This window comes from Amphritea atlantica (assembly GCA_024397875.1).
GTDB lineage: Bacteria > Pseudomonadota > Gammaproteobacteria > Pseudomonadales > Balneatricaceae > Amphritea > Amphritea atlantica_B.
This window is the reverse complement of sequence record CP073344.1, coordinates 1,145,302-1,165,163: the sequence shown is the minus strand read 5'-3', so window position 1 is coordinate 1,165,163 and position 19,862 is coordinate 1,145,302. Positions and strand designations below refer to the sequence as shown.

Below are 19,862 nucleotides of genomic sequence, written 5' to 3'. Positions count from 1 at the left end.
ATACCGGCCTTCTTAACGTAATTAAAGGGCTAAAAGCCTTTTTCAAGTAAAAGATCGCCCCTGGAAGGGGCTCCTACAACAGGCTGTGACAGAGGGGGGAACGACTACAATAACAAGTTCCTCAACAAATCCAGTCGCGACTCGATACCCAGAGCGCATGCTAGCGTCGCTCCCACAGAAGCTCCAAACAACGGCTTTTGAAAGCTTTTTCTAACAACTAGCAAGCGGCGAAGCCGCGTCTGGCAAGTCGCGTAGCGACGTCTAGCGACTGCTCTTATTCATGACTAGCAATCAGCCGCAAGGCGATGCCCGCCGCTGCGGTGCGATTTTCGACGCCGAGTTTGGGGAAGATCTGTTCCAGGTGTTTGTTGATGGTGCGGGGACTGATTTCAAGAATCTCGGCGATCTCCCGGTTGGTCTTGCCGTTGGCGAGCCAGAACAATACCTCGGCTTCCCGTTCGGTCAGCTCCAGTTCCAGCTTCAGCAGTTCGGCACCGGAGGGTTTATTGCCATCGATCAGCTGCATCAGCACTTCACCATTACTCTGATAGCCGATCAGTTTCAGGGTTAACGGGTATTCCAGATCCCTGACTGGCATCCGTTCCTGCTCTAACGGTTTGTGAGTCAGCCAGTTGCGAATCTGCGGCAGCAAGCAGGTCTCCTGCAACGCTTCGGTCACCCCTGCCCGCCCCAGCAAGCCATAGGCTCTTGGAGTCGCCCAGCGCAGCAGGCCATCACTGCCCACCGTCAGCAGGTGCTGCCCGGTGCTGTCCAGCGCGCTGTGAACACTGCTGGTCTGGCGGGCATTACCCAGATGCACCCGGATACGCGCCAGCAACTCGTTGGGGCTGATCGGCTTGGTCAGGTAATCCACCCCTCCGCAGTCCAGCCCTCGGACAATATCTTCGGTCTCGGTGAGGCCGGTCATAAACACTACCGGGATGGTCGCCAGATCAGGATCGGCTTTCAGCTGGCGGCAGGTTTCAAAACCATCCATCACCGGCATCACCGCATCCATCAGGATAATATCGGGGCGGATACGTTTGCAGATGGTCAGCGCCTGACGCCCTTCGAGGGCCACCAGAATATCCAGTCCCGCCCCTTCCAGCGCATCATTAATCAGACTCAGTGCATTGGGGGAGTCATCCACCACCAGTACCACGTCGCTACGGGTTGATCCGCTCTCTTTCATATTCATTGATTCGGGGTCTCCAGACACGCGACCAGCTTACTAAACAGAAAACTCTCACTGAGCTGCCGCAGATAGGTTAAGGCGCCCGGCGACATAATCGCCAGCCCCTCAATCTCTTTCAGACACTGCATCACCCCTTTGTTGTAGCCCAGTTCGGCGCAGTTTTTCAGTTCCAGCAGCAACGGATGCCCCGGCTGCAGGATCTCAATTCCCTGTCCCGCAGACACCGGGGGTTCTGCTGCAACCACCTCGTCTGCTTTGAGGGGTTCTGAATCGCCCCGGTAAATCCATTTCAGCTGCAGATGCCGCCCCAGAGTTTCCAGCAGCTGATGATTGGCAACTGGCTTAACCAGATAGTCGTCGTAACTGTCGTGGCCATCCTCTGTGGCGGAGAGTTCCCGGGCATCGGCGGACAGCATGACGATCTTCCCCGGCACCTTACGCTGGCGCAGAATACTGGCCAGTTGCAGCCCCGACATCCCCGGCATGGAGATATCCAGCAGGAACAGATCCGCTTCACTGTGCTGCAACTGCGCCAGACAGGCCTCGGCATCCTGCGCTTCAATAATGCTGAAGCCCAGCGGCATCAGAATATCGGCCAGCAGCCCCCGCAATACCGGATCGTCATCCACCAGACAGAGGGTGCGCTGATAGCCTTCGTAGCCGATGATCCGCTGCTCCTGCAGCAGCGGCGTCAGCGCCTCGTTGCTGACCCAGGGCAGCATCATCGACACCCGGAAACAACTGCCGGTCCCCGGATTGCTATCCACCTGCAGATCGCCCCCCATAATCTCGGTCAGCAGCTTAACGATGGTGAGGCCCAGGCCGGTGCCCGGCAGGTGCGCGGTATCCTGATTACGAATCCGCTCAAACGGCGCAAAGATCCGCTGCATCTGGTATTGATCGATACCCGGACCGGTATCCCGGATCGCGAACTCCGCCACCTGATTACGGTAGTGGATATCAAAATCGATCCGCCCTGTCGGGGTATACTTCACTGCATTGGACAGCAGGTTGATCAGAATCTGGCGCAGACGCTTCTCGTCAGTGACGATGCGCTGCGGCAGTGGGTCGGCGATATAGCAGTTAAACTCTATGCCTTTCTGCAGCGCCTGCAGGCGAAACATCTCCGCCAGTTGCTCGATCAGTTCCGGCAGATTCACCTGATTGCGGTAGAGATCCAGCCGGCCCGCCTCGATTTTGGAGATATCCAGCAACCCTTCAATCAGGTCGGTGAGATAGAGACCACTGCGATGAATAATATCCAGCCCGCGTTGCTGATCCGGCTGCAGGCTGGAGCGTTCGCGCAGTAGCTGCGCATACCCCAGAATGGACTGCAATGGGGTGCGCAGTTCATGACTGATGCCGGAGAGGTAACGACTCTTGGCGGCATTGGCCCGCTCTGCCAGCTCTTTGGCCTGCTGCAGTTCCAGATCGGTTTGTTCGTGCGCGTCGATCTCGCGGGTCAGTTTCATGGTCTGGCGGTTCGATTCCTGCTGCGCCACCACCCGGCTTTCATGGGTTAGCAGGAACAGCCAGGTGACCACCCCGGAGGCGATAAACAGGGTAAAAAACAGGGTCCAGATGGTCTGTAACACCAGCGCGGTTTCCTCCGGTGTGGCCGGTGCCAGCTGCCGGTAGATCACCGCCAGCAACGCCCCCAGTACCAGGTTCACCACCAGCAACAGGGCGATAAACTTACCCAGCCGGGAACTGACCAGCTTGACCGCCCGGCGCGGCAGAAACAGATGCAGCATCTCCATCACCTGGCGGGACAAGCGCGCCTTGGGCTTACAGTTATCCAGACAGCGCACATCCAGCGAACAACACAGCGAGCAGATCGGCAGATCATAGGCGGGACAGTAGCTCATATCCTCCCGCTCAAAATCATTTTCACAGAGACCGCAGGTGACAATACTGACGGTTCGCGCCTCATCCGGCGTCGGCACCAGACGGATATACTGGTTCAGCTCTTCGTTCGTTCGGGCGATATAGTAGCGGCCACCGGTCAGCCAGGCGATCAGTGGCACACAGACAAAACAGCTGATCAGACTGACAAAGTGACACAGATTGCGGGCTTCTTCGCCAAACAGACCCAGATAGCTCAGCATTCCCAGCGCCGTAGAGATCACCATCGACCCCATACCTACCGGGTTAATGTCATACAGATGGCCGCGCTTAAACTCAATTTCAGGCGGGCTCAGCCCCAGCGGCTTATTGATCAGCAGATCCGCCGACAATGACGCCAGCCAGCTGATGGCAATAATGGCAAAGATCCCCAGAATCGCTTCCAGCGCCTGATAGATCCCCAGTTCCATCAGAATCAGGGCGATAGTGACATTAAACACCAGCCAGACCACCCGCCCCGGGTGGCTGTGGGTCAGTCGGGAGAAGAAGTTCGACCAGGCGATAGAGCCGGCATAGGCATTGGTGACATTGATCTTCATCTGGCAGACCACCACCATCAGTGCCGCCAGCAGCAGCGCGATCTCGGGTGAGCCGGTCATCAACTGAAACACCCGCTGATACATATAGGTCGGATCAGACGCCTCGACCACACTCATCCCCTGCGTGATCGCCAGATAGGCCAGAAACGATCCCAGCAACATCTTGATCATGCCGGTGAAGACCCAGCCGGGACCGGCCAGAATCAGCCAGAACCACCACTGTTTCTTGTTCGCTTCGGTCTTCTCCGGCATAAAGCGCAGATAATCCACCTGCTCACCGATCTGCGCAAACAGAGCAAAAAACACCGACACCGCGGCACCAAACATAATGATATCAAACTCGCCGCTGGCGGTGGCCGCCATTCCCGGACTGAACTCGGTCCAGCCCTGTAAACTGTCGAATTCATACCCGAGTACCACGACGATTGCCGCCAGCTGCAGCGCCACCCAGAGATTATGGGTGCCCACCTGAAACCGGCTGATCGCAGTAATCCCGTGGGTCACAATCGGAATCACGGCAAGGGCACAGAGGAGGTATCCCAGCGCCAGCGGAATGCCGAACAACGCCTTCAGCGCAGAGGCCAGAATAGCCGCCTCGATGGCAAAAAAGATAAAGGTAAAGGAGGCATAAATTAGCGACGTCAGGGTAGACCCGAGATAACCAAACCCGGCGCCCCGGGTCAGCAGATCGATATCCAGCCCGTGTTTGGCTGAGTAATAGGCAATCGGAAAGCCGGTGATAAACAGCACAATACACACCGCCACCATCGCCAACACGGTATTGGTAAAGCCATAGCTCAGCGTTACTGCCGCTGCCAGCCCTTCGAGTGCCAGAAATGACGCCGCCCCCAGCGCGGTTTTACCCACCCGGGAGATACTCATATGACGCCCTTTACGCGCGGTAAACCGCAACGCGTAATCCTCCAGCGTCTGGTCGGCAACCCACTTGTTATAGTGACGTCGCACTTTAAGGATTTTCTGGAATGCTGACATTACTCTGGCCCCAATACTCCGTTTTGCACAGATTTAGCGCAAACAAAACCTTATGGTGCGCGCCGCGCACCATAAAAGAGCTGATATAGTCTGTTTGTCCGTTAAGCGGACTGTTTACTGCTTATGAGTGCATGCTTTATGCCAGAGAATCATTGGCGCTATGATAAATCGATCGCTGCTATGCTCTGACTGACGGGCCCGCATTTAACCTCGGGTTAGGAGCAGAGAGATGATTACAGGTCGCCGCCTGTGTGGTCCTACACGTCCAGTGCAGATAAACACCGTACCTTCTACAGTTTGAACGGCATAAAGTTTCACTCCCCCTGGATAGTATCGATAGGGTCCGCGATCGTTATGCAAGTTGTACAGACATAGCGCAATAATGGTGCTTTGAAATAGCCTGCGCAGCGCCCGATATCAACTGCTATAGTCTAAAAGCAACGCTATTGAGGAGGTATCAGATTATGTTGATCGCAAGATGGAATTGTGAGGCCCGTTTCGGGTACAAACAGGATGCACTCAACCTCATGAAGGAATGGATGGAACAGATCGGAAATCAGACAAATCTGGATATGAAAAATTCACGTCTGATCACCGGTTCTGTCGGCGCAAAAGAGGCGTTAATACAGCATGATATTGAAATCGATGATCTTGCCGATCTCGATAAGTTCTTTGACACGATTGCTGCTATCAAGATGCACGAGGACTGGGGCCGAAAACTGAGTGATGTGGTCGTCTCAGGATCGACCTATTGGGAAGTATTTCGTGTGGTTGAACTGTAATAAGCCTGGCTGACTGTAAGTCAGAGGGTGCTCTTATATTTTGCAGGGTTGATTCGTTAACTATCAGGATATGTGTTATCGATCGACCCTTGAGAATTTAGTTTGCAGACGCGCTTTATCACGTCATGGCAAGAGGGAGTGCAACATACGAGACCTGACCACTGTTCCAACCCCCATTCTCTTCGAGCCCCTATGCTGTTTTCTAAACAGATCCCTGATTATCGTTATTACCAGCTGAGATCGGGAGGGTCTGCAATCCAATCCTGCGTGTATCGACTTAATGTTATTTTTAAGGCGCGTCTATACTGATGACTACTCCACTGATCACTGCACGACTGATCACTGCACGACTGATCACTGCACGACTGATCACTACTCGACTGATCTCTATTCGACTAGAGAAAGTCGTACACGAGGATACCGTTATGGATAGGAAGTTTGTTTTCACCGGTTTGATCTATGCTGTCATCGGCATGTCTTTAGGCATTTTCATGGCAGCATCACATAATCATGAACAGATGGTCACCCATGCTCACATCATGCTGGCAGGGTTTGTGGTGTCATTTATATACGCGCTTTGCCACAAGTTATGGCTCGGTGGCGCCATCAACACACTGAAAAAAGTCCAGTTCTATGTGCATCAAATCGGTATTGCTGTTCTGTTTCTGGGGCTGTTCCTGCTCTATGGCGGCTTTATCCCTATGGAGACCATCGATCCGGTCCTCGCCCTGGCATCTTTTTTTGTCCTCGCCGGCATGATCATGATGCTGATACTTTTCATCAAATCCGATGAAGCCAGACAGCGGGCCTGATGACCCGTGGCACAATGATAGCCACTCTTGCATCCGGATAATCGACTCGGGGCCGTTTTACTTGTCCACGACAGGTTTAGCTTTCAATCCGGCAATACAAAGACAGGAGCACAGCAATAAATGAAATAAATTCATTTTTATTAACCGCCCTGCTCTCTGCTGCCTTCGGGTTACATTTTTTAATTTTTTTGCCAGAAGACAAGCAAACACAATCGCCACGGGACGTGGCTCCTACGAAAAACGGTAAGCTTCCGCTCTTTCTGGCAAGTGGCGAACTGAGAAACCATGTCTGGCGAGCAGCGAAGCAGCGGTCTGACAACGGTTTTTCCTATCCGGTAAAGATACTGTCCACCGACACTACCTCGCCACAACAATCCGGCGAATACCCCGGCAGTTTTATGACCGCCTGCTGGAATGCCTCGCCGCGGATGCTCTTCAACAATCGCAGCATCGCTTCCTGTTTGAGGGTTTTGTTGTGGCACACCAACAGATAATGCTCTGAAGATAACGGTATAAAATCAAGACCAAACTGGCTGGCCGCCGCTTTTACCCCCATCCCCACATCCGCCATGCCGGCGGCGACGAAGGCGGCTACTGCAGAGTGAGTGAACTCTTCATCGGCGAAACCGGTGATCTTTTTACTGTTAATCCCCTCGCGACGCAGCAGTTCATCGAGCAGTGCGCGGGTGCCAGAGTCTTTCTGCCGGTTGATGAACTTCACCTCTTTACGCAACAGATCTTTCAGCCCGCTAATCTGCTGTGGATTACCGGGCTTTACCATCAGCCCCTGCTGACGGGTAATAAACTTGATAATCTTATGTCCCCGGGGCTTCAGGTGTCGGTTGTAGGTGTCATAGAGGGCATCACTCATGCCCCCTGCCCGGCCATTCACCGGCACATGGAACCCCGCAACATCACAGACACCCCGGTTAAGGGAGGCCAGTGCTTCCTCGGCACTTTTATACTGCAGGTCCAGCTGGATATCACCGGAAAACTCCGGTAACAGGGCCACCGCATAACCGTAACTGGCGTGCAGCCGCAACAGTGGGCTGACCCCTTCCAGAGCCCGGTGAATTTCCAGGTTCAGCTCGGAGGCCAGACTGTCTAACTGGGGCTCCAGTCGCGCCAGTACCCGCTGTTCAGCCCAGAGTAGTTTTTCCCCCAGCGCCGACAGTGTTGCCCCTTTACCCTTCTGCATATCCACCAGCGGCAAACCAAAGAACGCCGCCCAGGTATTCAGAAGGTTCCAGCCATGTCGGTAGGAGATGCCTATTTGCGACGTGGCGGCCGTTAACTTACCCGTCTCATGTATCGCCCCCAGCAAAGAAAACAGCTGTGGATTCAATTGGTTACCGCCAGAGTCCCGGAACGACCAGCTTGGAACAACTTGAATTCGCTTCATATGCACAATATTTCATATTTTGTAGAACACCAACTAATGCTACTTTAAATATAACGTTAAAGCACATAAATTGAGCTTTTCAGATACCCCTACAGCAACATATGAACTTAATTTCATATGTGACAGAGAATAAAAAAATGACCGCAGTTAACGAGCAGATGTTGCCGGTAGTCAGTGAAGTCATCTCCGGTTTACAGCATAAACCCGGAGCCCTGCTACCGATCCTCCACGAGATCCAGAATCGGTTGGGCTACATCCCGCCAGAATCTGTCCCGCTGATCGCCGAAGCACTGAACCAATCCCGCGCAGATATTCATGGTGTCATCAGTTTCTATCACCAGTTCCGTACCACTGCACCGGGCAGACACACCGTTGAAGTGTGTCGCGCTGAAGCCTGTCAGTCGATGGGCGCGCGCCAGCTGGAAGCCTATGCAAAGGCAACCCTGGGTGTGGACTATCACGGCACCACCAGCGATCAGAACATCACCCTGGAAGAGGTTTACTGCCTGGGGAACTGTGCCTGCTCCCCTTCGGTCAGAATCAATGATGAGATCGTCGGCCGGGTGACCCCGGAGAAGTTTGATCAGTTGATCGATGAACTGCGTTCACAACCCCTGGAGGTGCACTGATGAGCGATTCAGTGACAAAGATTTATATCCCACGGGATACCACTGCACTGGCAATGGGTGCCGACCGACTGGCCCGTGAAATCGCGGCGGAAGCGGCTAACCGGGGTGAAACGGTTGAGATTATCCGTAACGGCTCCCGTGGTCTGTTCTGGCTGGAACCGCTGGTCGAGGTGGACACAACGGCCGGGCGGGTCGCCTACGGCCCGGTGGAATGCAAGGATATCGATAGCCTGTTTGATCAGTCTTTCCTGTTGGGCGAGAACACTCACCCACTGTGTCAGGGACTCACCGAAGAGATCCCCTACCTGAAGAAACAACAGCGACTCACCTTTGCCCGTGCCGGTCTTACTGATCCGGTTTCACTGGACGATTATCAGCAACTGGATGGCTTCAACGGCCTGAAAAAAGCGCTGCAGATCGATGGTCAGGCAATTGTTGATGAGGTGAAAACGTCTGGCCTGCGGGGCCGCGGCGGTGCAGCGTTCCCGACCGGGATCAAGTGGCAAACCGTGCTCAATGCGAATCCGGGTGAAACCGGACAGAAATATATCGTCTGCAACGCGGATGAGGGTGACTCGGGAACCTTCGCCGACCGGATGGTAATGGAAGCCGACCCCTATATGCTGATCGAGGGTATGACCATCGCCGGTCTCGCGGTCGGTGCCGATCAGGGCTATATCTATCTGCGCTCCGAATATCCGGTGGCCCATCAGATTCTTAACGAAGCCATTGCCAAAGCGGAACACGCGGGCTTCCTGGGAACAAATATCCTCGGTAGCGGTAAAACCTTTAACCTCGAAGTAAGACTGGGCGCCAAAGCCTACATTTGTGGTGAAGAGACCTCGCTGCTGGAAAGCCTTGAGGGCAAACGCGGCATGGTGCGGGCCAAACCGCCACTGCCGGCAATTGTCGGACTGTTTGGTCAGCCAACTATTGTTAATAACGTGCTGTCGCTGGCGGCGATCCCCTACATTCTCTCCAACGGCGGTCAGGCGTATGCCGATTACGGTATGGGTCGCTCCCTTGGCACCCTGCCCTTCCAACTGGCAGGCAATATTAAACAGGGCGGCCTGATTGAGCTGGCCTTTGGTGTCACTCTGCGCGAGCTGCTGGAAGAGTATGGCGGTGGCACGTTCACTGGCCGGCCGATGCGGGCGGTGCAGGTGGGCGGACCACTGTGTGCCTATCTGCCGGAGAGCCAGTGGGATACACCGATGGATTATGAAGCCTTCCAGGCGATCGGTGCAGGCCTTGGACACGGCGGCATCGTGGTTTTCGATGACACGGTGGATATGTCGGAGCAGGCTCGCTTCTCAATGGAATTCTGTGTCGCTGAATCCTGCGGTAAATGTACTCCCTGCCGGATCGGTTCGACCCGCGGCGTCGAGGTAATCGACCGGATTCGTAACAATGAAAACCGCGCCGAGAATATGGAACTGCTGAGCGATCTGTGCGAAACCATGATCGACGGTTCTTTATGCGCCATGGGCGGCATGACCCCCTTCCCGGTACAGAGTGCCGTAAAATATTTCCCTGACGACTTTGATCGACAAACCCAGAACAGCGAAGGAGGTGCCTGATCATGCTGCAATACTTTGATCCAGATAAAGATTACGGCACCCCTGCCAGTGTTTCAGAAAACCTGATCACGCTGGAAATCGACGGTGTCAGTATCACTGTGCCAGAGGGCACATCGGTTTTACGCGCGGCTGCAGAAGCGGATATCAATATTCCTAAACTGTGCGCCTCGGATAACCTCGAAGCGTTCGGCTCCTGCCGTATCTGTGCGGTAGAGATCGAGGGCCGGCGCGGCACCCCGGCCTCCTGCACCACACCGGCTGAAGCGGGCATGAAAGTGACCACCCAGAATCCACGTCTGGGCAAACTGCGTCGCAATATTATGGAGCTGTATATCTCCGACCACCCGCTGGACTGCCTTACCTGTCCAGCCAACGGCAATTGCGAATTACAGGATGTTGCCGGTGAAGTCGGACTGCGGGAAGTGCGTTACGGCTTCAGCGGAGAGAATCACCTGGAGGCCGAAAAAGACCACTCTAACCCTTATTTCAGTTTCGATCCGAGCAAATGTATCGTCTGCTCACGCTGCGTTCGTGCCTGCAGTGAAGTTCAGGGCACCTTTGCCCTGACGATTGATGGCCGCGGCTTCGATTCTAAGGTTTCCCCCGGGCAGAACCAGGACTTCCTCGATTCCGAGTGTGTTTCCTGTGGTGCCTGCGTACAGGCCTGCCCGACCTCAACCCTGATGGAAAAATCGGTCATTGATGCCGGCCAGCCAGAGCATAGCGTAGTTACCACCTGTGCCTACTGCGGCGTTGGCTGTCAGTTCAAGGCGGAGATGAAAGGCAGCGAAGTGATCCGCATGGTGCCCTATAAAGGCGGCCAGGCAAATCACGGTCACTCCTGCGTCAAAGGCCGTTTCGCCTTTGGTTACGCTACCCATGAGGATCGCATTACTCAACCGATGGTGCGCGACTCTATCGATCAGCCGTGGAAGGAAGTCAGCTGGGATGAAGCCCTGAACTTTGCCGCCACTAAACTGCGCGGCATTCAGGATAAGTATGGCCGCGAAAGTATCGGCGGTATTACCTCTTCCCGCTGTACCAATGAAGAAACCTATCTGGTTCAGAAACTGATCCGGGCAGCCTTCGGTAACAACAACACCGATACCTGTGCCCGGGTGTGTCACTCACCAACCGGTTATGGTCTGAAAACCACGCTGGGTGAATCGGCGGGTACACAGACCTTTGACTCGGTGATGTACACCGATACAGTGCTGGTGATCGGTGCAAACCCCACCGACGCTCACCCGGTATTCGGCTCGCTGCTGAAAAAGCGTCTGCGTCAGGGTGCTAAGCTGATCGTTGCCGACCCACGTCGCATCGATCTGGTAAAAAGCCCTCACGTCCAGACACAGCATCACCTGACCCTGCGTCCCGGCAGCAACGTCGCGTTTATCAATGCGATGGCGCACGTCATTATGAGCGAAGGACTGGAAGACAAAGCCTTTATCGCCGAGCGTTGTGAAACCGAAGCCTTTAATGCATGGCGCAGCTTTATCAGTGAAGAGCGCCATTCACCGGAGAACACCGAAGCGATCACCGGTATCCCTGCCGCTGAGTTGCGCAGTGCGGCACGCATCTATGCGAATGCCAAAAACGCTGCCATCTACTACGGCCTGGGCGTTACCGAACACAGTCAGGGCTCCAGCATGGTGATGGGTATCGCTAACCTGGCGCTGGCAACCGGCAACATCGGTCGTGAAGGGGTCGGCGTTAACCCGCTACGGGGTCAGAACAACGTTCAGGGTTCCTGTGATATGGGTTCCTTCCCGCACGAACTGCCGGGCTATCAGCATGTCTCTGACGATGCCGTCCGGGCACGGTTTGAGTCGGTCTGGGGCGTAAAACTGGATGACGAACCGGGCTTGCGGATCCCCAATATGTTCGATGCGGCGCTGGATGGCACCTATAAAGGGATGTACTGCCAGGGTGAAGATATCGCTCAGTCAGACCCCAACACCAACCATGTGCAGGCCGCTTTGCGCTCACTGGAGTGTCTGGTGGTGCAGGATATCTTCCTCAATGAAACGGCCAAGTTTGCCCATGTATTCCTGCCTGGTTCCTCCTTCCTCGAAAAGGATGGCACCTTCACCAACGCCGAGCGCCGTATCAACCGGGTACGCAAAGTGATGCCGCCTCTGGCAGGTATGCAGGACTGGGAGGTCACCCAGGCGCTCTCCAATGCCATGGGCTATCCGATGAACTACAGCCATCCGTCCGCCATTATGGATGAGATAGCGCAACTGACACCGACCTTTACCAACGTCAGTTATGAACGTCTCGATGAGCTGGGCAGCATTCAGTGGCCCTGCAATGACGCAGCCCCGGAAGGCACACCTATCATGCATCTGGAAAGCTTCCCGATCGGCAAGGGGCATTTTGCCATTACCGAGTACGTGGCCACCGAAGAGCGTTCAACCCGGAAGTATCCACTACTGCTGACCACTGGCCGGATTTTGTCACAGTACAATGTGGGCGCGCAGACGCGGCGTACCGATAATCAGATCTGGCACGATGAAGATGTGCTGGAACTGCATCCGCAGGATGCTGAAGATCGCGGCCTGAAAGATGGCGACTGGGTCGGTGTTACCAGCCGTGCCGGTGAAACCGTGATGCGTACTAAAATCTCTGACCGGATGCAGCCGGGCGTGGTCTACACCACCTTCCATCATCCGGACAGCGGCGCCAATGTGGTCACCACCGATAACTCAGACTGGGCCACCAACTGTCCCGAGTACAAGGTAACTGCGGTACAGGCCGTGAAAGTAACTGAACCATCGGACTGGCAGCAACGCTATCGTGAATTTAACCAGAAGCAGCTAGGCTACCTTAACAAAGCACGCCAAAAAGAGCCGGCAGCTGCGGGAAAGTAAGATGGCAATCAAAAAACTCAAACAGGGCGATCCTGAAACCAGAGTAACGGTGGAAGGCTGCTATAAGCAGTCCGCCGTTATCCGCTGGCAACAGGGGCAGACGCTGGATGCCCTGGACAGTATCGCCGAAGAGATTCCGGTTGCCATGATCTACAACGGCATATCGCATGTGGTCATGATGGCCAGCCCCTGCGATCTGGAAGACTTTGCACTGGGGTTCAGCCTGAGCGAAGGCATCATCAGGAAACCGGAAGAGATCTACGGACTGGATGTGGTGATGGCCGACCCTCAATCTCTGGCGGCCGGTATCGAAATTCAGATATCGATCACCACTCAGCGCTCAATGCAGCTGAAACAGCGGCGCCGCAATCTCACCGGTCGTACCGGTTGCGGTCTCTGTGGTGCCGAATCACTGCAGCAGGCGATCCGTCCGGTAAAACCGGTACCGCCTCTGCCACCCGCCGCGCCAGCAGCGGTGCAGGCTGCCATCAGCCAACTGACTGAAAAACAACCCCTGCAGGCGATTACCGGTGCCTGCCATGGAGCCGCCTGGTGTGACAAGGGGGGCAATATACAGCTACTCAGAGAAGACGTCGGCCGCCATAACGCCCTGGATAAACTACTGGGCGCACTGCAACGGGAAAATACTGACCTGAGCGATGGCTTCGCGCTGGTTTCCAGCCGCGCCAGTTACGAGATGGTACACAAGGCTTCCAGCTGCGGCATCAGCACTCTGGTCGCGGTTTCCGCGCCCACAGGGCTCGCGCTGAACCTGGCAAAACAGGCCGGATTAAACCTGATCGGATTTGCACGCACCGGCAGACATGTCATTTACAATCAGGCTGAAATTGCTGATTCAGAGGAATAATTCATGGGACAATACCAACTTAACAGCCTGATCAAAATGGCCAACCAGATCGCGGCGAATAACACCCATATCGGCGACGAAACCGCCGAAGCTGCGATGGTCGCAAACCATCTCAGCAAGTTTTGGGCGCGTTCGATGAAGGCCCAGATCAGGGATTATCTTGAAAGTGACGGCAGTGAATTGCTGCCAATTGCTAAGAAGGCCGTCGCCCAATTAGGCAGCTAAAACGTCACGACACAACTCATCAGACACGCCTATACCGCTTAGCGGAGCCCAGACTGACCCTGCCCGGGTCAGTTCTGGCCAGCCTGTAACACTGCCAAATCAGCGACCGGATAAAACCGGCCTGCTGCCTCAAGCCGCAATAACCTCAGTTAACTCATATATAATCCACTGACGCAATTTTTAGTTAAATACTAAACAGCCTGAACTTTTGTTATCAGAGGAGCAGACATGCAAACAGTTGTGTTTTTACCCGGTTTAATCTGTGACCAAGCGGTATGGCAGGCTCAGGTTAATGAACTAACCCGGCAGGGATATGAATGCCGGGTGATCGATTACGGTGATGCCGACAGTCTTGGCCGTATGGCTGAAATCGCCATAGAACAATCACCGGATAAGTGTGTACTGATTGGCCATTCAATGGGTGGCCGTGTTGCACTGGAGGTGGCGCGCCGCGTCCCTGACAAGATCTCTCACCTGATTCTGATGGATACCGGCTACCGGAGACTGAGCCCGGACGATGCGGGTAAACAGGAGGTTTCCGGACGACTGACGCTGGTTCAAACAGCCCGGCAACAGGGGATGCGGGAGATGGGTGAGGCATGGATGCAGGGAATGGTGCTTCCTGAACGACTGCAGGACAGCCAGCTCTGCCAGAGCATTCTCGATATGATTGAACGCAAAACAGTGCAACAGTTTGAACATCAGCAAACCGCCCTGATCGAACGACCGGACGCGACCGATGTGTTGATCTCACTGAAATGCCCTACGCTGTTTATCTGCGGTGATCAGGATAGCTGGAGTCCGCTTGAGCGTCACTACGATATGGCTGAATTAGTCACGGGAAGCGAAGTAATTGCGATTGAGCGATCCGGCCATATGAGCACAATGGAGCAACCCCGGGCCGTCAACGATGCCCTGCTGCGCTGGCTGCAAAGCACTCTGGTTTAAGTACTCTGGTTTAAGTACTCTGGTTTAAGCACTCTGGTTTAAGTACTCTGGTTTAAGCACTACGGGTTAAGTACTGAGGGTTAAGACTGAGGGTTAAGACTGAGGGTTAAGACCCGCGTAATAAGCACATGGGTCAGTGGTTTTGCGGCGAATACTGCCCCAATAGATTGCAGATGATCATGTTCAGATCGGCCAGCGTGCGTTTTGCCCGCTCACCTTTCTGATTTACGACCACCAACATGACACTGTGGGTCACCTCCAGATAGAGGCGGCCCAAACGCTCCCGCTCTTTCAGATGGCGGTTGATACCCATCCGTTTGAACACCTCGGCCATCCGCGTAATTTCCAGTTCATCGTGCTGCTCATCTAATTCGCGTAACTCCGGCACGGAAAACATCGCCTGCACCAGCGTCAGGATCGCCTTCTGCTGCTTATAGGTTTTCAATTTCAGCCCCAGCATCTGTTCCACCAGAGTTTCCAGCGGCAGATCTTCAACCGGCCAGCGGGCGATCTCATCTAAAGCCGCTTCCACGGTTTCCAGCCAGCGAGACCCCATGGCATACAGAATCGCATGCTTATTGGGAAAGTAGTGATACAGCGAACCAACTGAGATCCCCACCTCTTTGGCGATCAGGATAGTGTTAAGGTCATCCAGCCCAACCCGTTCCAGCAGTTCACCGGTCACATCAATAATCTGCTTTGAACGCAGCTTAGAACGCCCCTGCACCGGCGCATTGCGCGGCGCCAGGTCCTGTGCGGTTTTTACCCGGCGATTCTCTGTCACTTTTGTTTTCAACTCTTCCGACTCAATAACCACTGAATGGCGGCATTATAGACTGAATTATCAGGGTTCTGAAAACACCGCGTCAAACAATTAACCTTGTGTAACCGGTCCCTCAGAAAAAACGGTCACGCAGTGAATAATACAGCATACCCGTCACCAGCCCCGGCCACCTGAGCAGCGTCCCGCCTGGGAATGTCGGCGTTGGTACTTTAGTAAACATATCAAACTTCTCAACCGAACCGCTGATCGCCTCGGCCATAAGCTTTCCACCCAGTGTTGCCAGTGCTACACCATGCCCTGAATACCCCTGGGCAACGAACAGATTTTCATCGATCCGGTCAAAATGGGGCATCCGGTTAAGAGTGATCGCCAGGGTGCCTCCCCAGCCGTAGTCGATCTTCACATCCTTAAGCTCCGGGTAGTACTGCAACATGCAAGGCCGGACAAAAGCGGGAATATCTTGGGGAAAACGACTGCTGTAGTTTTCGCCACCGCCCCAGAGTAAGCGGTTATCGCCGGACAATTTAAAGTAGTTGATAACAAATCGGGAATCCGCCACCGCGACATCATCCCGGTTAATTCTGCGGCATAGCTCTTCACTGAGGGGCTCAGTGGCAATAATGAAATTATTGATCGGCATAATTTTACCGGCTACGCGGGGCTCAAGCTTGCCCAGATAACCGTTACAGGCCAGCAGAATATATCTGGCTTTTACCCTGCCACTGTCAGTACAAACCTCAGCCGCTTTACCTGTGGTGTAACCCGTGACCCGGCTGTGTTCATGTATAACCACCCCCGCCTTAGTCGCCGCTGATGCCAGCCCAAGCGCATAGTTCAGTGGATGCAGGTGAACCCCCTCCTCCCAGTACTCGCCAGCGAAATAGTTATCAGTACCCAGCATCGCCTGCACTTCGCTATCCGGAACAAAGCGGATCTTGTCGTAATTCAGAACCTTGTGCTTATACTCAACGCTCTCACGCATCTCGGCGACATGCCCCGGCTTGGCAGACACATGCATGACCCCCTGCTTCAGGTCACAGCTAATCTGATGCTCATCAATCAGGTCTTTAACCAGCTGAACTGAATCAAGCGAGCTCCGCCACAAGGCATCAGCTGCGTTGCGGCCCACTTTTTTAATCAGTTCAGCATGGCCCATATTATGACCCGGACACACCTGCCCGCCATTGCGACCCGAAGCCCCCCAGCCCACGGTTTCTCCTTCCAGCAGCGTCACTGAATAACCTTTTTGTGCCAGATGCAAAGCAGCAGACAGGCCGGTATAGCCGGCACCTATAATACAGATGTCGGCCTGCTGCTCACCGCTTAACGGCGGATATCCCGGGCTGGCATTGGCCGAATCCGCATAATAAGAGGGCTGATCATTGTTAAGACTCATAGAGCGGGTCTCCTTAAAAGCACATTAATAGTCAACAAAACGAACATGACCACACAATAAACCGAATGATAATTCTAATTTAAACGAACAACAAGCCCATAAAACCGTAACAAATATAAAATTACAGTTGATTTTTTAAAAGTCATGAAATAACCTAAAACCCGAATAATGTTTCGACTAAGCAATTTTAAAAAGGCTCTTGAACAGGCCGCGTAGGCAAAAAATTATTCCCGTATTTACACAACAACCCCTGCAGACAGCTTCATCAGCTCTATAGTGAACAGCAGGCCAACAGATAAACACGACAGATAGGTGATTTATGGAAGCCGTGGAAAGGTTTCTCAAAGAGAACAATATTACAGAGGTCGAATCGACCCTGCCGGACATGACCGGTAATGCCCGGGGAAAGTTTTACCCGACGAAAAAGTATCTGGCAGAAAAAGGGGGGAAAATCCCTGAAACCCTGTTGGTGCAAACCGTGACCGGTGAATGGGCTGATAACCACTATGATATTGTCGATCCGGCAGACCGGGATATGCTTCTGGTGCCGGACTCAAACACCTTGCGATTAGTGCCCTGGGCAGACGAACCCACCGCTCAGGTGATCAATGACTGCTATACCAGCGCTGGCGAGCTCCACCCGCTGGCCAGCCGTTCAGTGCTCCGCCGGGTACTGAAACTCTATGAAGATCTGGGACTGCGCCCGGTTATCGCTCCGGAAGTTGAATTTTATCTGATACAGAAAAACACCGACCCTGACTATGAGCTGAAACCCGCGACTGGTCGCTCCGGTCGCCGGGAAACGGCACGTCAGTCATACGGTATTGATGCGGTTAACGAGTTCAACCCGGTTATCGATACGCTGTATAGCTATTGCGAGGCGCAGGGACTGGATGTAGACACTCTGATCCATGAATCCGGTGCCGCGCAGATGGAGATCAACTTTCTCCATGGTGATGCGCTGGATCTGGCTGATCAGGTGTTTGTCTTCAAACGCACCCTGCGTGAAACAGCACTCAAGCATGATATGTATGCCACCTTTATGGCCAAGCCGATGCAGCATGAACCGGGCAGCGCGATGCATATCCATCAGAGCCTCATCGATATAAAAACCGGCGAAAATATCTTTGCCGGCAATGAAGACCACCTTTTCTCAGAGCGTTTTTACAACTATCTGGGTGGATTGCAGAAATACACCCATCATGCGATTACATTCTACGCGCCTAATGTGAACTCTTATCGCCGCTTTGCGCCCGATATTGCCGCGCCGGTTAACTTCAAGTGGGGCATTGATAATCGTACCACCGGCTTGCGGGTTCCCAATGCGCCACTGGCGGCGACACGCATCGAAAACCGCTTTCCGGGTGCCGACTGCAACCCCTATCTGGCCATTGCAGCCAGTCTGGCCTGCGGTTATCTGGGTTTGAAGCAGAGCCTTAAACCAGGCAAACCGGTCGAAGCATTAGCAGCAGATGAGGATGATACTGTTGAAGTGGCCCGCTCTCTCGAAGAGGGCCTGAGACTGCTGGAAGACTGTCCCGAGTTGTGTGAAATCATGGGGGCTGAATTCGTCGCGGCATACATCGGCGTGAAACGTGCCGAATTTGAAACCTTCCACGAAGTCATCAGTTCCTGGGAACGGGAATACCTGTTACTGAACGTTTAATAACCCCGCACCTTAGATTCTGCCTGACGGCAGATTTAAGGTGCAAAACGATAGATTGCTACACGTTAATCTGAAAACTCCAACGAGAGGCGGTTCACTATGAAGACAGCTGTACCTTCGCTGATCAGAAAAGCATTGCAAATATCCACCCTGAGCCTTGCTGCTTCTGTTCCCTTTGCTCAGGCCGAAGAAGTTCTCAACTTCTATAACTGGTCTGATTATATTGCTGAAGACACCATAGCCAAATTTGAAGCCGAGACCGGGATCAAAGTGATCTATGACGTCTACGACAGTAATGAAACACTGGAAGCTAAGCTACTGGCCGGTAATTCCGGCTATGACCTGGTGGTACCCAGCGCCCATTTTATGGAGCAACAGATCAAAGCCGGTATATTCCAGCCACTTCAAAAAGACCAACTCAGTAATCTGGGCAATCTGGACCCGTCGTTGATGGCCCTGCTGGATAAGAAAGACCCCGGCAACAAATACGGCGCTCCCTATCTCTGGGGAACAACGGGGATCGGCTACAACGTTAAGCAGGTAAAAGCCGTACTCGGGGACGATGCCCCCGTTGACAGCTGGGAGCTGGTGTTTAATCCGGAAAATATGAAAAAACTGGCGGAGTGCGGCGTCACCTTCCTTGATTCACCCGATGAGATGTACCCGCTGGCACTACTCTACGCGGGCCAGTCATCAACCGATATCACAAAAGCCAGCCACAAGAGCGATAGTCCGGCGGCCAACGTACTCAGAAACGTGCGCCCTTACCTGCGCCAGTTTCATTCATCTCAGTATGTTAACGATCTGGCAAATGGCGATATCTGCGTAGCGATCGGCTATTCCGGTGATGTATTCCAGGCACAGGCCCGGGCGGAGGAAGCGGGCAAAGGGATTGAGATCAGTTACAGTATTCCCAAACAGGGAACTGAGATCTGGTTTGATATGCTGTTGATCCCAGCCGATGCTAAACACGCCGGGAACGCGCATAAGTTCATAAACTTCCTGATGCGTCCTGAGATCATAGCGGAGATTACCAACTACGTCTGGTATGCTAATCCAAACACCGCGTCCACTGACCTGGTAGACCCTGAGATCACCGCCGATACGGCAATCTATCCCGATGCAGAAACCCGCTCACGCCTCTATATGCCGGCAACACTGCCAGCAAAGATAGCCCGGGTGCGCAGCCGTACCTGGTCAAATATCAAAACAGGCAACTGATCAGATATTTTATCTGAAACTTTTTTACTCCATATTAACGCCCC

Annotated in this window: 15 protein-coding genes; 10 read left to right on the top strand and 5 right to left on the bottom strand. The window is 53.8% G+C overall.

Going from position 1 to position 19,862, the window contains the following annotated elements; translation table 11 throughout:
* Positions 1-274 precede the first annotated feature (274 nt).
* Positions 275-1,198 (bottom strand): response regulator transcription factor, encoded by a 924-nt coding sequence (locus tag KDX31_05165; protein UTW04400.1) that lies wholly within the window; start codon positions 1,196-1,198, stop codon positions 275-277.
* Positions 1,195-4,632, bottom strand: coding sequence for a response regulator (locus KDX31_05160; protein UTW04399.1), 3,438 nt, complete (start codon positions 4,630-4,632; stop codon positions 1,195-1,197). Before KDX31_05160 ends, KDX31_05165 begins: the two co-directional genes overlap by 4 nt.
* 464 nt (positions 4,633-5,096) lie before the next feature.
* Between KDX31_05160 and KDX31_05155 the strand changes: the two genes are divergently transcribed.
* Together KDX31_05155 and KDX31_05150 are read left to right on the top strand one after the other, a co-directional pair.
* Positions 5,097-5,414 (top strand): hypothetical protein, encoded by a 318-nt coding sequence (locus KDX31_05155; GenBank protein UTW04398.1) that lies wholly within the window; start codon positions 5,097-5,099, stop codon positions 5,412-5,414.
* Between the two features lie 425 nt (positions 5,415-5,839).
* Positions 5,840-6,226: a TonB-dependent receptor gene (locus KDX31_05150; GenBank protein UTW05306.1), complete on the top strand. Its 387-nt coding sequence runs from the start codon at positions 5,840-5,842 to the stop codon at positions 6,224-6,226.
* Positions 6,227-6,554: 328 nt separating this feature from the next.
* On the opposite strand, the gene KDX31_05145 is transcribed toward KDX31_05150, so the two are convergent.
* Entirely contained in the window at positions 6,555-7,628 is a 1,074-nt protein-coding gene (locus KDX31_05145; protein UTW04397.1) for a helix-turn-helix transcriptional regulator, read from the bottom strand.
* A gap of 137 nt (positions 7,629-7,765) precedes the next feature.
* On the opposite strand from KDX31_05145, the gene KDX31_05140 reads away from it, so the two are divergent.
* The 6 genes from KDX31_05140 to KDX31_05115 all read left to right on the top strand — a co-directional run bounded on the left by KDX31_05140 (position 7,766) and on the right by KDX31_05115 (position 14,751).
* The gene (locus KDX31_05140) at positions 7,766-8,257 is read left to right on the top strand and encodes a formate dehydrogenase subunit gamma (GenBank protein ID UTW04396.1); all 492 of its coding nucleotides are present in this window, start codon (positions 7,766-7,768) and stop codon (positions 8,255-8,257) included.
* Positions 8,257-9,837 carry an NADH-quinone oxidoreductase subunit NuoF gene (locus tag KDX31_05135; GenBank protein UTW04395.1) on the top strand — a complete coding sequence of 527 codons (1,581 nt, stop codon included), beginning with the start codon at positions 8,257-8,259 and terminating at the stop codon, positions 9,835-9,837. Before KDX31_05140 ends, KDX31_05135 begins: the two co-directional genes overlap by 1 nt.
* 2 nt (positions 9,838-9,839) lie before the next feature.
* On the top strand, positions 9,840-12,710 hold the full coding sequence (gene fdhF, locus KDX31_05130) for a formate dehydrogenase subunit alpha (protein ID UTW04394.1): 2,871 nt from the start codon (positions 9,840-9,842) through the stop codon (positions 12,708-12,710).
* Between the two features lies 1 nt (position 12,711).
* Positions 12,712-13,578, top strand: coding sequence for a formate dehydrogenase accessory sulfurtransferase FdhD (gene fdhD, locus KDX31_05125; GenBank protein UTW04393.1), 867 nt, complete (start codon positions 12,712-12,714; stop codon positions 13,576-13,578).
* 3 nt (positions 13,579-13,581) lie between these two features.
* Positions 13,582-13,803 carry a formate dehydrogenase subunit delta gene (locus KDX31_05120; protein UTW04392.1) on the top strand — a complete coding sequence of 74 codons (222 nt, stop codon included), beginning with the start codon at positions 13,582-13,584 and terminating at the stop codon, positions 13,801-13,803.
* A 228-nt stretch (positions 13,804-14,031) separates the two neighbouring features.
* Entirely contained in the window at positions 14,032-14,751 is a 720-nt protein-coding gene (locus KDX31_05115; GenBank protein ID UTW04391.1) for an alpha/beta hydrolase, read from the top strand.
* A gap of 133 nt (positions 14,752-14,884) precedes the next feature.
* Here the strand turns inward: KDX31_05115 and KDX31_05110 are convergent, their stop codons facing one another.
* Both KDX31_05110 and KDX31_05105 read right to left on the bottom strand, forming a co-directional pair.
* Positions 14,885-15,547 (bottom strand): TetR/AcrR family transcriptional regulator, encoded by a 663-nt coding sequence (locus KDX31_05110; protein ID UTW04390.1) that lies wholly within the window; start codon positions 15,545-15,547, stop codon positions 14,885-14,887.
* Positions 15,548-15,647: 100 nt separating this feature from the next.
* Positions 15,648-16,931, bottom strand: a complete 1,284-nt coding sequence (locus KDX31_05105; protein ID UTW04389.1) for an FAD-binding oxidoreductase — start codon at positions 16,929-16,931, stop codon at positions 15,648-15,650.
* A gap of 319 nt (positions 16,932-17,250) precedes the next feature.
* Between KDX31_05105 and KDX31_05100 the strand changes: the two genes are divergently transcribed.
* The gene (locus KDX31_05100; protein ID UTW04388.1) at positions 17,251-18,597 is read left to right on the top strand and encodes a glutamine synthetase; all 1,347 of its coding nucleotides are present in this window, start codon (positions 17,251-17,253) and stop codon (positions 18,595-18,597) included.
* Positions 18,598-18,696: 99 nt separating this feature from the next.
* Positions 18,697-19,818 carry a polyamine ABC transporter substrate-binding protein gene (locus KDX31_05095; GenBank protein UTW04387.1) on the top strand — a complete coding sequence of 374 codons (1,122 nt, stop codon included), beginning with the start codon at positions 18,697-18,699 and terminating at the stop codon, positions 19,816-19,818.
* The last annotated feature ends 44 nt before the right edge of the window (positions 19,819-19,862 follow it).

Coding starts and splice junctions, on each gene's coding strand:
- KDX31_05105 (UTW04389.1), bottom strand. CDS start 16,931: ATGAGTCTTAACAATGATCAGCCCTCTTATTATGCGGATTCGGCCAAT.
- KDX31_05150 (UTW05306.1), top strand. CDS start 5,840: ATGGATAGGAAGTTTGTTTTCACCGGTTTGATCTATGCTGTCATCGGC.
- fdhF (UTW04394.1), top strand. CDS start 9,840: ATGCTGCAATACTTTGATCCAGATAAAGATTACGGCACCCCTGCCAGT.
- KDX31_05155 (UTW04398.1), top strand. CDS start 5,097: ATGTTGATCGCAAGATGGAATTGTGAGGCCCGTTTCGGGTACAAACAG.
- KDX31_05100 (UTW04388.1), top strand. CDS start 17,251: ATGGAAGCCGTGGAAAGGTTTCTCAAAGAGAACAATATTACAGAGGTC.
- KDX31_05160 (UTW04399.1), bottom strand. CDS start 4,632: ATGTCAGCATTCCAGAAAATCCTTAAAGTGCGACGTCACTATAACAAG.
- KDX31_05115 (UTW04391.1), top strand. CDS start 14,032: ATGCAAACAGTTGTGTTTTTACCCGGTTTAATCTGTGACCAAGCGGTA.
- fdhD (UTW04393.1), top strand. CDS start 12,712: ATGGCAATCAAAAAACTCAAACAGGGCGATCCTGAAACCAGAGTAACG.
- KDX31_05120 (UTW04392.1), top strand. CDS start 13,582: ATGGGACAATACCAACTTAACAGCCTGATCAAAATGGCCAACCAGATC.
- KDX31_05145 (UTW04397.1), bottom strand. CDS start 7,628: ATGAAGCGAATTCAAGTTGTTCCAAGCTGGTCGTTCCGGGACTCTGGC.
- KDX31_05165 (UTW04400.1), bottom strand. CDS start 1,198: ATGAATATGAAAGAGAGCGGATCAACCCGTAGCGACGTGGTACTGGTG.
- KDX31_05095 (UTW04387.1), top strand. CDS start 18,697: ATGAAGACAGCTGTACCTTCGCTGATCAGAAAAGCATTGCAAATATCC.
- KDX31_05140 (UTW04396.1), top strand. CDS start 7,766: ATGACCGCAGTTAACGAGCAGATGTTGCCGGTAGTCAGTGAAGTCATC.
- KDX31_05135 (UTW04395.1), top strand. CDS start 8,257: ATGAGCGATTCAGTGACAAAGATTTATATCCCACGGGATACCACTGCA.